Origin of the sequence: Streptomyces sp. NBC_01446 (genome assembly GCF_026340095.1) — a bacterium.
GTDB lineage: Bacteria > Actinomycetota > Actinomycetes > Streptomycetales > Streptomycetaceae > Streptomyces > Streptomyces aureus.
In genome coordinates this window covers 3541338-3554853 of sequence record NZ_JAPEPO010000001.1, presented here as the reverse complement: position 1 = coordinate 3554853, position 13516 = coordinate 3541338, and the positions used below count along the sequence as shown (strand labels likewise).

Sequence of the window (13516 nt, the reverse complement as noted above, 5' to 3'; positions counted from 1 at the left end):
ATGAGCACGACTGAATCCGGCAAGACCGGCGAGGTGAGCGGCGACGAGCTCGGCGCGGCCGGCTCGCACCTGTCCACCGCTCCGCAGGAGGACCGCGGCCCGACCCTGCCCCGGCTGGGTGTCATCGGCTGGATCCGCTGGTTCTGGCGGCAGCTCACCTCGATGCGCGTCGCGCTGATCCTGCTCTTCATGCTCTCGCTCGGGGCGATTCCCGGCTCGCTGATCCCGCAGTCCGGGGTCGACGAGATGAAGGTGCAGACGTTCAAGGACGCGCACACGACGGTCGCGCCGGTCTACGACAAGCTGGGCCTGTTCCACGTCTACAGCTCGGTGTGGTTCTCCGCGATCTACATCCTGCTGTTCATCTCCCTCATCGGCTGCATCGTCCCGCGCACGTGGCAGTTCGTCGGGCAGCTGCGCGGCCGCGCCCCGGGCGCCCCCAAGCGCTTCAGCCACCTGCCCGCGTCCGCGACCTGGCGCACCGACGCCGAGCCGGAGCAGGTCCGCGCGGCGGCTCTCGAGATCCTCCGCAAGCGCCGCTTCCGCGCCCACGTCGCCGGTGACGCCGTCGCCTCCGAGAAGGGCTATCTGCGCGAGGCCGGCAACCTGATCTTCCACATCGCGCTGATCGTGATGCTGATCGCCTTCGCCTGGGGCCAGCTCTTCAAGTCCGAGGGCGGCAAGCTGATGGTCGAGGGCGACGGAGGCTTCTCCAACGCCCTGCCGATGTACGACGACTTCAAGTCGGGCAACCTCTTCAACTCCGACACCGACCTGACGCCGTTCAGTTTCCAGCTCGACAAGTTCGACGGGACGTACGAGCGCAACGGGCCGAACAAGGGGAGCCCGCGCGTCTACCGCGCCAACGTGACCTACAGCGTCGGCGCGACCGGCAAGGAGCAGAAGACCGCGATCCAGGTCAACGACCCCCTCGAGATCGACGGCACCAAGGTCTACCTCAACGGCCACGGCTACGCGCCCACCGTCACCGTCCGGGACGGCCGCGGCAGGATCGTCTCCCGGCAGGCCGTGCCGCTGCTGCCCATCGACTCGAACGTCACGTCCACCGGTGCCATCAAGATCATGGACGGCTACCGCGACAAGAACGGCAAGCGGGAACAGCTCGGCTTCAACGCCTTCTTCGTGCCGACCTTCGCGGGGTCCGGGAAGGGCAACATGTTCTCCCAGTTCCCCGCGCTCGACTACCCCGTCCTCGCGCTGTCCGCGTACCACGGAAGCCTGGGTGTCGACTCCGGTATCCCGCAGAACGTGTACCAACTGGACACCTCCAAGATGAAGAAGTTCACGGACTCCAAGGGGGAGCTGCTCAAGACGCGGCTGCGGCCCGGCGAGACCATGAAGCTTCCGAACGGTGCCGGGTCGATCACGTTCGACAAGGACATCAAGCAGTGGGCGAGCTTCCAGATCACCCACCAGCCCGGCGACGGCTGGGCCCTCGCCGGAGCGCTCGCCGCCATCGCGGGCCTCGCCGGTTCCCTGTTCATCCAGCGCCGCCGCGTCTGGGTCCGGGCGACCCCCGGAGCCGACGGAGTCACCGTCGTCGAGATGGGCGGTCTCGGCCGCAGTGAGTCCTCGAAGGTGGCCGAAGAACTCGGCGACCTGGCCGCACACCTCCACGAACAGGCGCCCAGCGCCGCCGATCCCCAACCTGCTGTTCCTGCCGAAGGGGCTGAGAAGTGAATCTCGCCGCCGCAACCAACGAGAATCTCGCGCACATCAGCAATGTGCTGATCTACTCGTCGATGGCCGTGTACCTCCTGGCCTTCTTCGCGCACATGGCCGAGTGGGTCTTCGGCAGCCGCAGCAAGGTCGGCCGCACCGCCGCCGCGCTGACGCAGAAGCCCACCGCGCAGGCCGCGGCCGGCTCCGTGAAGGTGCAGGTCAAGGAGAAGAACGGCGGCACTGCCGTTCTGGAGCGGCCCAGCGTCGTGACCCGCGCCGTCTCCGGCACGCGTGACGTACCGGACGGTCCCGGCGCCTCCGGCGGGGACGAGCAGGGCGACCTCTACGGCCGTATCGCGGTGTCCCTCACCGTGCTCGCGTTCCTCGTCGAGGCGAGCGGTGTTCTCACCCGCGCACTCTCCGTGCAGCGCGCGCCGTGGGGCAACATGTACGAGTTCAACATCACCTTCTCCACCGTCGCCGTCGCTGTGTACCTCGGCCTCATGCTGGCGAAGAAGAACATCGGCTGGCTCGGCCTCCCGCTGGTCACCACGGTCCTCCTCGATCTCGGCCTCGCTGTCACTGTCTTGTACACCGCCAGCGACCAGTTGGTTCCCGCCCTTCACTCGTACTGGCTGTACATCCACGTCTCCACCGCGATCTTCTGCGGCGCGGTGTTCTACGTGGGCGCGGTCAGCACGCTGCTCTACCTCTTCCGCGACGCGTACGAGAGCAAGCTGGCGAACGGCGGCAAGCCCGGGAAGTTCGCGGCCTCCGTCCTGGAGCGCCTGCCCGCCGCGGCCTCGCTCGACAAGTTCTCCTACCGCGTGAACGCGGCCGTCTTCCCGCTGTGGACGTTCACGATCATCGCGGGCGCGATCTGGGCCGGCGACGCCTGGGGCCGCTACTGGGGCTGGGACCCCAAGGAGACCTGGTCGTTCATCACCTGGGTCGCCTACGCCTGCTACCTGCACGCCCGCGCGACCGCCGGATGGAAGGGCCGCAAGGCCGCCTACCTGGCCCTGATCGCGTTCGGCTGCTGGCTGTTCAACTACTACGGCGTGAACATCTTCGTCACCGGCAAGCACTCCTACGCCGGCGTCTGACACCGCGACAACCACCGACGGCCGACCTCTTGTGACGCGAGTCACAAGAGGTCGGCCGTCGGCGTACGGACGGACAGCGAGGGGGCCGGGCGGGGCGCCGCACGGATCCCGGTGCCCAAGGGTGCGCGAAGCGCGCGGTCGCGCCAGCCTGGAGGTATGACCGAATCCAGCCACCCCACCGAGCCCGCGGCCTCCGCCACACCCGTGGCGCCCGGCACGAGCCGGACCGAGGGTCACACCCACACCCTGCACTTCACGATCGCGCTCCCCCACCCCGTGGAGCAGGTCTGGGAGGCGGTGGCCACCCCCGCGGGACTGCCGGGGTGGCTGGCCGCCGCCGATGTGCTCGAACCACGGCTCGGCGGGGCGGTCACGCTGCGGTGGCTCAACAGCGGGCGGGCCCACACGGGCCGCGTCACCGCGTGGGACGGCGAACGCGTCGCCGAGTACACGCTCGAAGGCCCGTACGGCCGCATGCGCTTCCACCTGGAGCCGACGGCCCCCGACGCGACGACCCTGCGGTTCACCGGCGAGATCGACGGCGACGACGCGGCGCGCCTGGACTGCCTGGCCGCCTGGCACGACCACTTCGAGCACCTGACCGCCGCGCTCGACGGGCGCCCGACGGACGAGCGGGCCTGGGCGGCCTGGACCCCGGACCGCTGGCAGCAGATCCGGAACAGCTACCTCAAGACCCCACAGTGATCAGGCCCCACGGCGGTCAAGGCTCTACGCCGGTCAAGGTGCCACGGCGATCAAGGCTCCACGCCGGTCAAGGTGCCACGGCGATCAAGGCTCCACGCCGGTCAAGGTGCCACGGCGATCAAGGCTCCACCGTGATGGCGTCCAGCTTCGCCCGCAGGTACGTGTGCGAGTCGACGGGCTCGTACGCGACCCGGCCCTTCGGCGCGGGGACGGACTCGACGCTCGTGCGCGGGTCGCACTCGTAGAAGTAGACGAGCGACATCAGCTCCTCGGCGGGCAGGTCCGCCGGGGGCGGCAGGACGCGGTGCCGGCCGGAGCGCCAGCGGTCGCCGGTCCAGCGGGCCATCAGGTCACCGATGTTGATGGTGAACGCGTCCGGGTCGAACGGCGCGTCCTCCCAGCCGCCCTCGTCGGTGCAGACCTGGAGCCCGCCCTTGCCCGCCTGCCGGTCCAGGACCGTGACCGTCCCGAAGTCGGTGTGCGGGCCGATGCGGAACTGGCCCTCCTCGGGCTCGCCCACGACGTCCGTGCCCGGGTACCAGTTGATGTTGAAGCCCCAAGTGGGGTGCGTGGTGTGCCGGGTGAAGAAGTCCTCCTCCTCGCCGAGCGCGACCGCGAGGAGTTCGAGCAGCAGGTCGGACAGCTCCCGCATCCGCCCCAGATACGTCTCGACGAGCGCGCGCAGCCCGGGCGCCTCGGCGGGCCAGGTGTTGGGCAGGAACCACTCCGCGTCGATCTCCGCGTCGCCGGTGGGCAGTTCGGAGGCGTACGACAGGGACTCCTTCAGGTCGGGCGGGGTCTCGGTGCCCTCCGCGTAGCCGTTCGCCTCGGCGCCGGGGCCCAGCCAGCCCCGCCCGCCCACCTTCACGGCGTACGGCTCCTTCACCGCGGGCGGCAGCCGGAAGAAGTCGCGCGCCGCCTCCCGGATCCGGGCGCGCAGGCCCGGGTCCACGCCGTGCCCGGTGACCAGCAGGAATCCGGCGGTCCGCAGCGCCTCGTCGACGGTACGGGCGATCTCGGCGCGCGCGTCCGGGCCGCCGGAGAGCCAGGGCCGCAGATCGATCGTGGGGATGCGGGGCCGCGGCGCGGAGAGTTCGGTCATGCCCCTACTGTGGACGCGGCCCAGCACCTGGGCAACGGCGCCTGACCCGGCCGGACGCGAGCGCTAGGCGCCGATGTCCTCGTTCCACAGCTCGGGCCGGGCCGCGATGAACTCCTCCATCATGGCGACGCACTCGGGGTCGTCGAGCACCACGATCTCCACGCCGTGCTCGGCCAGCCAGTCGTGGCTGCCGTGGAACGTCCGCGCCTCACCGACGACGACCCGCGAGATGCCGAACTGCCGCACCAGACCGGAGCAGTACCAGCACGGCGAGAGCGTCGTCACCATCGTCGTGCCCTTGTACGAGCGCTGCCGTCCCGCGTTGCGGAAGGCGTCGGTCTCGCCGTGCACGGACGGATCCCCGTCCTGAACGCGCCGGTTGTGCCCGCGCCCGAGGACCTTCCCGTCCGCCGAGTAGAGGGCCGCGCCGATCGGGATGCCGCCCTCGGCGAGCCCCGCCCGCGCCTCCTCGACGGCCGTGGCCAGCCAGGTCCGCGCCAGTTCGGCGGCGAAGGCGGTCACGCCTGCTCGCCGCCCTGCTCGCGCTCGCGCTTCTTGAGCTCCTCCTCGCGGCGGCGCAGATCGGCCTCCCAGTCCTTGAGGAGCGACTCGTCCTTCACTTCTTCGGAAGACGCAGCGTCCTCGCGCAGGGAGTGCAGGAACTCGGGGTTGTCGTCGGGCGCGACCCACTGGGTGCGGTGGCCGCGGTGCCACTCGGACGGGGTCGAGCCACCCGCGGGCGCGTGCCGGCGCCTGCCCGCGACGAGCCAGGCGATCGGGCCGACGAGCACCTCGCCGAAGAGCAGGATGATGATGACCCACACGACCTTCGGCAGGCCCCTGACCTCCTCCTCCGGAGTGTTCAGGCAGTCGATGAAGGCGTAGATCCACAACGCCAGTACCAGCAGGAACGGCAAGTAGCGGAGCATGGTGTCGCGATCCCCCAAGGAGCGGCATGGGGACGACTCGGGCCCCCGGTGACCGGGTCAGGGTAGCCGGTGCGCGCTGCGCCATCCCGGGAGACGACCCCTGCACCTCCGGCCGAAGGGCAGGGGCGGGCGCAGGGAGTGCGTGCCCCCTCAGCGATACTGGGACGCATGGCTTACGACGATCTTCGCTCCCTCCTGCGGGCGCTGGAGCGCGAGGGCGACCTCAAGCGCATCAAGGCCGAGGTCGACCCCTATCTCGAGGTCGGTGAGATCGTCGACCGGGTGCAGAAGTCCGGCGGCCCCGCTCTCCTCTTCGAGAACGTGCGCGGCTCCTCGATGCCCCTCGCGATGAATGTGTACGGGACCGACCGGCGCCTGCTGAAGGCGCTCGGCCTGAAGTCCTACGAGGAGATCAGCGACAAGATCGGCGGCCTGCTGCGCCCCGAGCTGCCGCACGGTTTCGTGGGCGTGCGCGAGGCGTTCGGCAAGCTCGGCTCGATGGTCCACGTGCCGCCGAAGAAGGTGAAGGACGCGCCGGTGCAGGAGGTCGTCCTGCGCGGCGACGACGTGGACCTGGACCAGCTCCCGGCCCTGTTCACCTGGCCCGAGGACGGCGGCTCCTTCTTCAACCTGGGCCTGACGCACACCAAGGACCCCGAGAGCGGCATCCGCAACCTCGGGCTCTACCGGCTCCAGCGCCACGACCGGCGCACCATCGGCATGCACTGGCAGATCCACAAGGACAGCCGCAACCACTACCAGGTGGCCGCCAGGAAGGGCGAGAAGCTGCCGGTCGCGATCGCCTTCGGCTGCCCGCCCGCCGTGACGTACGCGTCGACGGCGCCGCTGCCCGGGGACATCGACGAGTACCTCTTCGCCGGGTTCATCCAGGGCAAGCGGATCGAGATGGTCGACTGCAAGACGGTGCCGCTCCAGGTGCCGGCGAACGCCGAGGTCGTCCTCGAGGGGTGGCTGGAGCCCGGGGAGATGCTCCCCGAGGGCCCGTTCGGCGACCACACCGGCTTCTACACGCCGCAGGAACCCTTCCCCGCGCTCACGATCGACTGCGTGACGATGCGCAAGCGCCCGCTGCTCCAGTCGATCGTGGTGGGGCGCCCGCCGACGGAGGACGGCCCCCTCGGCCGGGCCACGGAACGTTTCTTCCTGCCGCTCCTCAAGATCATCGTGCCGGACATCGTGGACTACCACCTGCCCGAGTCGGGCGGATTCCACAACTGCGCGATCGTCTCGATCGACAAGAAGTACCCGAAACACGCGCAGAAGGTGATGCACGCCGTGTGGGGCGCGCACATGATGTCGCTGACCAAGCTGATCGTGGTCGTCGACTCGGACTGCGACGTGCACGACCTGCACGAGGTCGCGTGGCGGGCGCTCGGCAACACGGACTACGCCCGTGACCTGACCGTCGCCGAGGGTCCCGTCGACCACCTCGACCACGCGTCGTACCAGCAGTTCTGGGGCGGCAAGGCGGGCATCGACGCGACGAAGAAGTGGCCCGAGGAGGGCTACACGCGGGACGGCGGCTGGCCCGAGATGGTGCTGTCCGACCCGCAGACGGCGGCGACGGTCGACCGCCGTTGGAAGGAGTACGGCCTGTGACCAGCGCTTCCGCCGCGATCCCGCAGCCGGGCCGGACCAAGGCGTTCCTGCGCCTCGTCATGATCGAGCACTCGGTGTTCGCGCTGCCCTTCGCGTACATCGCCGCGCTCACGGCGATGTTCCAGATGGACAGGAACATCCACTGGTGGCGGCTGCTGCTCGTGACGATCGCGATGGTCGGCCTGCGCACGTTCGCGATGGCCGTGAACCGGATCATCGACCGCGAGATCGACGCCCGTAACCCGAGGACCGCCCACCGCGAACTCGTCACGGGCGCGATGTCCGTGAAGTCCGCCTGGACCGGCGCGCTCATGGCGCTCGTCGTCTTCCTCGGTGCGGCCGCCCTGCTCAACCCGCTGTGCCTGGCGCTCGCGCCCATCGCGGTGATCCCGATGGTCGTCTATCCGTACGGCAAGCGGTTCACGAACTTCCCGCAGGCCATCCTGGGTCTCGCGCAGGCGATGGGCCCGGTCGGCGCCTGGCTCGCGATCACCGGCGAGTGGTCGTGGGACGCGGTCGTCCTCGGGCTCGCGGTCGGCATCTGGATCGGCGGCTTCGACCTCATCTACGCCTGCCAGGACGTGGAGACCGACCGCGAGGTCGGCGTGATGTCGGTACCGGCCCGCTTCGGAATCCCGGCGGCGATCTGGGGAGCGCGCGGCTGCCACACGCTCACCACGGCGCTGTTCGTCTGGTACGCCCTCGCCACGGACGCGGGCGCGTTCTTCTGGCTCGGCCTCGTCATCGTCGCGGGCGCCTTCCTCTACGAGCACACGATCGTGCGGCCGCGCGACCTGTCCCGGCTCAACCGGGCCTTCTTCCAGGTCAACAGCTTCATCGGGATCGCCCTCTTCGCGTGTGCGCTGCTCGACCTCCTCGTGCGCGGCCTGACTGTCTGACCGCGGCCGGGTGCCGGATAGGCTCGATGGCATGACCGCAGGAGAAATTGGGCGCCGGCCTTGGATCGTGGGGGTGTCCGGCGCGTCGGGGACCCCGTATGCCGCCGCGGTTCTGCGCGCGCTGCTCGACGCGGGGGAGAGTGTGGACCTCGTCGTCTCGCGTGCCTCGCGGCTGACGCTGCTCGACGAGACGGGTCTCGCCTTCCGGGACGCGCACTGGCGTCAGGACCTGGGGGAGTGGCTGGCGCGCGGGGCGGACGGGAAGCCGGACACGTTCGCGGTGGGCGCCGCTCTCGACCGGGTCAGGTACTGGTCCGCCGGAGATCTGGCGGCGGGACCGTCGTCCGGGTCGTATCCGGCGAAGGGCATGATCATCGTGCCCGCGTCCACGGCGTGCGTGGCGGGCGTGGCGCTCGGCCTGTCGAAGGATCTGCTCCAGCGCGCGGCGAGCGTGACGCTCAAGGAGGGGCGCAGGCTGGTCGTCGCGGTGCGCGAGACGCCGCTGAACGGACAGACGCTGAAGCATCTGGTGGCGCTGGACGAGGCGGGCGCTGTGGTGCTGCCCGCCTCTCCGGCGTTCTACGCGGGGGCGACGCACATCCAGGATCTGGTGGACTTCGTCGCCGGGCGGGCGCTCGACGCGGCAGGGGTGCCGCATCGGCTCTACCGCCGGTGGGAGGGAGAGCTCGGGGGCGGCTCTCCGGACCGTTAGCGCTTCTTGGCGCGCGCGGCCCGCTTCTCAGCGGTACGCGCCTCGACGGCGGACTGGTGGGCACGCGAGCGGTTGGCCTGGTCCTGCAGCTCGCGCATACGGGCGTAGGCCATCTCGATCGTGTACACGGTGACAACACTCCTGAATGATCGTCTTTGATCGGTAGTCGAAGATCGCTTGGTAGGGAAGCCGAAGGCGAAACCGGGTTTCGGCTAAAAGATTCACAGGGGCAACGCCCTGAACGCCTTAGATTCTACACGTAAACTCGCGTCAACGCAGAATAATGAAAGGCATGGACCCATGGACGCCGTGGACAGGCAGCTCATTCAGGCCCTGCGCGAGAACGGCCGCGCCTCGTATGCCGAGCTGGGACGCCTCGTAGGCCTGTCCGGGCCCAGCGTCACCGACCGCATCAACCGCCTGGAGGCGGCCGGTGTCATCACCGGCTACCGCGCGACCGTCGACTCGCCCTCGCTCGGTCTCGGGGTCACCGCCCTGATCGGCATCTCGCTCTCCGACGCCGCCGACCACGAGGACGTGGCACGCCGGCTCAAGGACCTGTACGAGATCGAGGACTGCTGGTTCATCGCGGGCGACGACTCGTACATGCTCAAGGTGCGGGTCGGCGACGTGGACGGCCTGGAGCGCACCATCCGCCGGCTCAGCGGCACGAAGGGCGTCTCGCGCACGCGCACCACGATCGTGCTGTCCACCAAGTGGGAGAACCGGGTGGGGGAGCTGCCTGAGGGGGAGTAGAGGCGGGCACGAAGTGCCTGATGGGGGCCCTCCCGCCCGAAGGGTGGGGGAGTACGGTTGGCCGCAGTCTTTGGTGAGGAGCAATGGCAATGGACGTAGGGCTCAAGCGCGAGCTGGAGCAGAAGGTGCGGGACGGCGAGCGGCTGTCCCGTGAGGACGGCATCGCGCTGTACGAGTCGGACGACCTGGCCTGGCTGGGCGGGCTCGCCCACGAGGTGCGCACGCGCAAGAACGGCGACGTCGTCCACTTCAACGTCAACCGCCACCTCAACATGACGAACGTGTGCACCGCCTCGTGCGCGTACTGCTCGTTCCAGCGCAAGCCGGGCGAGAAGGACGCGTACACGATGCGCATCGAGGAGGCCGTCCGCCTCGCCAAGGCGATGGAGAACGAGAACCTCACCGAGCTGCACATCGTCAACGGCCTGCACCCGACGCTGCCCTGGCGCTACTACCCGCGCTCCCTGAAGGCCCTCAAGGAGGCGCTGCCGGACGTCGCGCTGAAGGCGTTCACGGCGACGGAGATCCACCACTTCGAGACGATCTCCGGGCTCTCCGCCTCCGAGATCCTCGACGAGCTGATCGACGCCGGTCTGGAGTCGCTGACCGGCGGAGGCGCCGAGATCTTCGACTGGGAGGTCCGGCAGCACATCGTCGACCACGCCACCCACTGGGAGGACTGGTCGCGGATCCACCGCCTCGCGCACGAGAAGGGTCTCAAGACCCCGTCGACGATGCTGTACGGGCACATCGAGGAGCCCCGTCACCGCGTCGACCACGTGCTGCGCCTGCGTGAACTCCAGGACGAGACCGGCGGTTTCCAGGTCTTCATCCCGCTGCGCTACCAGCACGACTTCGTCGACATGAAGGACGGCAAGGTCCGTAACCGCCTCCAGGCGCGTACGACCATGGCGACCGGCGCCGAGGCGCTCAAGACCTTCGCGGTCTCCCGGCTCCTGTTCGACAACGTGCCGCACGTGAAGTGCTTCTGGGTCATGCACGGCGTGCAGACCACCCAGCTCGCGCTCCAGCACGGCGCCGATGACATGGACGGCTCGGTCGTCGAGTACAAGATCACGCACGACGCGGACAACTACGGGACGCCGAACAAGCTGACCCGCGAGGACCTGCTCGACCTGATCCGCGACGCCGGCTTCCGGCCCGTCGAGCGGAACACCCGGTACGAGATCATCCGCGAGTACGACGGCCCGGACCCGGCGCGTCGTGAGACGCCGCAGGCGATGCGCGTCTGACGACGTCGCCGACAACGTCTTTGGCGGCAGGCGTGACGACGAAGAGGGGTTCCGGCCGGTGGCAGGGCCCCTCTTCCCGTATCGCCCTCCGTGGGTCAGGCCACCGGCAGCAGCATCGTGATGTCGTCGCGGTCGTCGCCGGGGGCCACCCGGATCGCGCCCGGGACGCGGCCGACCTCCTTGTAGCCGCACGCCGCGTAGAAGCGGTCGGCGCCGGTGCCGCCGCGGCAGGTGAGCCGGATCGCCTCGATGCCGTCGAAGGCGCGGGCGGCGTCGGCCGCTGCGGCCATCAGCTCCCGCCCGTACCCCTTGCCCTGGTACCGCGGGTGGACCATCACCGTGTACAGCCAGATGTAGTGCTTCTGCAGGCGGTGCTGGTTGTACGTGAAGAAGGCCGTCGCCGCTACGGTGCCCTCCTCGTCGCGTCCGACCAGGAGCCGGGTGCGGCCCTCTGCCATCGCGGCGAGGTGCCTGACCAGCTCGGGGCGTATGTCCTCGGTGGTGACGGGCGGGACGAAGCCGACCGCTCCGCCCGCGTTGGACACGTCGGCCCAGAGCGCGAGGACGTCGTCCCGCAGCGCCGGTCCGATTTGCGGGTCCAACTGAAACGTAAGGGTCATTGGGTCACTCTAGCCATTACTTGCGGTACCGCTCAATGCCCTTCGGGGGCCGCATGCTTCACTGGACGTGCGTAGGACCGATTCGGAACGGAAGAGTGGATTGACATGCTCCGCTACACGCTGATGCGCTTCGGGATCTTCGCGGGCTGCTTCCTTGTCGTCTGGGGCCTCGCCTCGACGGGCATCGTGCCCCGCGGTGCCGGCAGCTCGTACTTCCTGTGGATCGCCCTGCTCGGTCTCGTCATCTCCGCGCCCATCAGCTACGTCGTGCTGCGCAAGGAGCGCGACCGGGCCTCGGTCCAGATCGTCGAGCGCGTCGACCGCACGAAGGCCAACTACGAGCGCAATCGCACGCAGGAGGACCTCGCGGACGACGCGGCCCGCGCGCAGAGCGCCTCGTAACGCGCCTCGTCCGAACCCGAAGTCCCATGTAAGGGACTCGTAAGCTTCGTCACAGCGCAGGTGGCCCCGGCATCGCTCGATGCCGGGGCCACCTGCGTTTTCCAGGCCCAAGGGCCATAGAGAGGTCATTTCTGTCCCAAAGAACCCCTTTGATGTTCTCAAAGCATGAGTGTTAACGTGATTGTCATGAAGACATCCGCAGCCCGCATGCCCCTGAGCGTTCCGCTCGTGGCGCGCCTGCATGTCGATCTCTGCCGTTGCATGTCCGCGGCCTGTCGCCTCTGAAGCGACCCCCGATGCAGCGGCGCCCCTGGTTCTTCCTCCCGCGGTGGCCGCTTCCTTACGTCCGACCCCACCCGCGCGTCATCACTGGAGTGTGTCCGTGTCCGCGAACACCGCGTCCGCGTCCGAGAAGCAGAAGCCCCGCTTCCGGATACCCATACCCTTCTGGGCCCAGGTCCTGCTCGGCCTCGTCGTCGGCCTCGTGCTCGGCTACGTCGCCCGCACCTACGACGTGTCCTGGCTCGCCACGACCCTCGACAAGGTCGGCGGCATCTTCATCCAGCTCCTGAAGCTGGCCGTGGCCCCGCTGGTCTTCTTCGCGATCCTGGTGTCCATCACCAACCTGCGGAAGGTCAACAACGCCGCGCGGCTCGCCAGCCGTACCCTCCTCTGGTTCATGATCACCTCGCTGATCGCGGTCGTCATCGGCCTCGCGATCGGCCTGATCACCAACCCGGGCAACGGCTCGAACCTCACCCCGGCCGACGGCTCCAAGCCCGACCACGCAGGCTCCTGGCTGGACTTCCTGACCGGCATCGTCCCGACCGATGTCGTCACGCCGTTCACCGAGCTCAACGTCCTGCAGATCGTCTTCATGGCGGTCGTCGCCGGTGTCGCCATCCTGAAGATCGGCCCGAAGGCCCAGCCGATCCTCTCCCTGTCCGAGTCGGTGCTCGAACTGCTGCAGAAGGCCCTGTGGTGGGTCATCCTGCTCGCCCCGATCGGCTCCGCCGGCCTCATCGGCCGCGCCATCGTCCAGTACGGCTGGGACCTCCTCGGCAACTACGCGACGTTCACGATCGACATCTACGTCGGCTGCGCCCTGGTCCTCTTCGGCGTCTACCCGCTGCTCCTCGCGACCGTCGCCAAGCTGAACCCGCTCCAGTTCTTCAAGGGCGCCTGGCCCGCGATCCAGCTGGCCTTCGTCTCCCGCTCCTCCGTCGGCACGATGCCCGTCACCCAGCAGTCCGCCGAGCGCCTCGGCGTCCCGCGCAACTACGCCTCCTTCGCCGTGCCGTTCGGCGCGACGACCAAGATGGACGGCTGCGCCGCGATCTACCCGGCGATCTCCGCGATCTTCGTCGCGCAGATCTTCGACGTACAGCTCGGCATCAAGGAGTACCTGCTCATCGCGTTCGTCTCGGTGATCGGCTCCGCCGCGACCGCCGGACTGACCGGTGCCACGGTCATGCTGACGCTGACCCTGTCGACGCTCGGCCTCCCGATGGAGGGCGTGGGTCTGCTCCTCGCCATCGACCCGATCCTGGACATGATGCGCACCGCCACGAATGTTGCAGGCCAGGCGCTCGTGCCGGTCATCGTGGCCGCCCGCGAGAACATCCTGGACCGGGTGAAGTACGACAACGCCACCGCGTCTCCCGTCGAGGAGCTCGCGGCCGAGAGCCAGTTGCAGGACGAGCCTCAGGCGGTGGGCGCCGCCGCCTGA

At 69.1% G+C, this 13516-nt stretch carries 15 protein-coding genes; 10 read left to right on the top strand and 5 right to left on the bottom strand.

Annotated elements, in window-relative coordinates; all coding sequences use genetic code 11:
* The 3 genes from OG456_RS15810 to OG456_RS15800 all read left to right on the top strand — a co-directional run bounded on the left by OG456_RS15810 (position 1) and on the right by OG456_RS15800 (position 3494).
* Positions 1 to 1701: a cytochrome c biogenesis protein ResB gene (locus OG456_RS15810; protein WP_266561419.1), complete on the top strand. Its 1701-nt coding sequence runs from the start codon at positions 1 to 3 to the stop codon at positions 1699 to 1701.
* Positions 1698 to 2789, top strand: a complete 1092-nt coding sequence (gene ccsB, locus OG456_RS15805; RefSeq protein ID WP_266561417.1) for a c-type cytochrome biogenesis protein CcsB — start codon at positions 1698 to 1700, stop codon at positions 2787 to 2789. Before OG456_RS15810 ends, ccsB begins: the two co-directional genes overlap by 4 nt.
* Before the next feature lie 156 nt (positions 2790 to 2945).
* Positions 2946 to 3494 (top strand): SRPBCC family protein, encoded by a 549-nt coding sequence (locus OG456_RS15800; protein ID WP_266561415.1) that lies wholly within the window; start codon positions 2946 to 2948, stop codon positions 3492 to 3494.
* A 118-nt stretch (positions 3495 to 3612) separates the two neighbouring features.
* On the opposite strand, the gene OG456_RS15795 is transcribed toward OG456_RS15800, so the two are convergent.
* From OG456_RS15795 to OG456_RS15785, 3 genes are all read right to left on the bottom strand, one after another.
* Entirely contained in the window at positions 3613 to 4596 is a 984-nt protein-coding gene (locus tag OG456_RS15795) for an isopenicillin N synthase family oxygenase (protein ID WP_266561413.1), read from the bottom strand.
* 63 nt (positions 4597 to 4659) lie between these two features.
* Entirely contained in the window at positions 4660 to 5118 is a 459-nt protein-coding gene (locus tag OG456_RS15790; protein WP_266561406.1) for a nucleoside deaminase, read from the bottom strand.
* Entirely contained in the window at positions 5115 to 5525 is a 411-nt protein-coding gene (locus OG456_RS15785) for a PLD nuclease N-terminal domain-containing protein (RefSeq protein ID WP_266561404.1), read from the bottom strand. Before OG456_RS15785 ends, OG456_RS15790 begins: the two co-directional genes overlap by 4 nt.
* A 168-nt stretch (positions 5526 to 5693) precedes the next feature.
* On the opposite strand from OG456_RS15785, the gene OG456_RS15780 reads away from it, so the two are divergent.
* The 3 genes from OG456_RS15780 to OG456_RS15770 are packed head-to-tail and all read left to right on the top strand — an operon-like array spanning position 5694 to position 8756.
* Positions 5694 to 7145, top strand: a complete 1452-nt coding sequence (locus tag OG456_RS15780; RefSeq protein ID WP_100597997.1) for a menaquinone biosynthesis decarboxylase — start codon at positions 5694 to 5696, stop codon at positions 7143 to 7145.
* The gene (gene mqnP / locus OG456_RS15775) at positions 7142 to 8044 is read left to right on the top strand and encodes a menaquinone biosynthesis prenyltransferase MqnP (protein WP_266561401.1); all 903 of its coding nucleotides are present in this window, start codon (positions 7142 to 7144) and stop codon (positions 8042 to 8044) included. Before OG456_RS15780 ends, mqnP begins: the two co-directional genes overlap by 4 nt.
* 31 nt (positions 8045 to 8075) lie before the next feature.
* On the top strand, positions 8076 to 8756 hold the full coding sequence (locus OG456_RS15770) for a UbiX family flavin prenyltransferase (protein WP_266561399.1): 681 nt from the start codon (positions 8076 to 8078) through the stop codon (positions 8754 to 8756).
* On the opposite strand, the gene OG456_RS15765 is transcribed toward OG456_RS15770, so the two are convergent.
* Entirely contained in the window at positions 8753 to 8884 is a 132-nt protein-coding gene (locus OG456_RS15765; RefSeq protein ID WP_264484737.1) for a hypothetical protein, read from the bottom strand. The two genes, OG456_RS15770 and OG456_RS15765, sit on opposite strands and share 4 nt — an antisense overlap.
* A gap of 172 nt (positions 8885 to 9056) precedes the next feature.
* Here OG456_RS15765 and OG456_RS15760 point away from each other — a divergent pair, with 172 nt between their 5' ends.
* Together OG456_RS15760 and mqnE are read left to right on the top strand one after the other, a co-directional pair.
* Positions 9057 to 9512, top strand: coding sequence for an Lrp/AsnC family transcriptional regulator (locus tag OG456_RS15760; protein WP_266561397.1), 456 nt, complete (start codon positions 9057 to 9059; stop codon positions 9510 to 9512).
* Positions 9513 to 9601: 89 nt separating this feature from the next.
* Positions 9602 to 10765, top strand: coding sequence for an aminofutalosine synthase MqnE (gene mqnE / locus OG456_RS15755; protein WP_266569267.1), 1164 nt, complete (start codon positions 9602 to 9604; stop codon positions 10763 to 10765).
* A 95-nt stretch (positions 10766 to 10860) separates the two neighbouring features.
* On the opposite strand, the gene OG456_RS15750 is transcribed toward mqnE, so the two are convergent.
* Positions 10861 to 11385: a GNAT family N-acetyltransferase gene (locus OG456_RS15750; protein WP_266561395.1), complete on the bottom strand. Its 525-nt coding sequence runs from the start codon at positions 11383 to 11385 to the stop codon at positions 10861 to 10863.
* A gap of 105 nt (positions 11386 to 11490) precedes the next feature.
* Between OG456_RS15750 and OG456_RS15745 the strand changes: the two genes are divergently transcribed.
* A complete protein-coding gene (locus OG456_RS15745; RefSeq protein WP_116511299.1) occupies positions 11491 to 11787 on the top strand; it encodes a DUF4229 domain-containing protein in 297 nt (98 codons plus the stop codon).
* A 382-nt stretch (positions 11788 to 12169) separates the two neighbouring features.
* Positions 12170 to 13516: a dicarboxylate/amino acid:cation symporter gene (locus tag OG456_RS15740; RefSeq protein WP_266561392.1), complete on the top strand. Its 1347-nt coding sequence runs from the start codon at positions 12170 to 12172 to the stop codon at positions 13514 to 13516.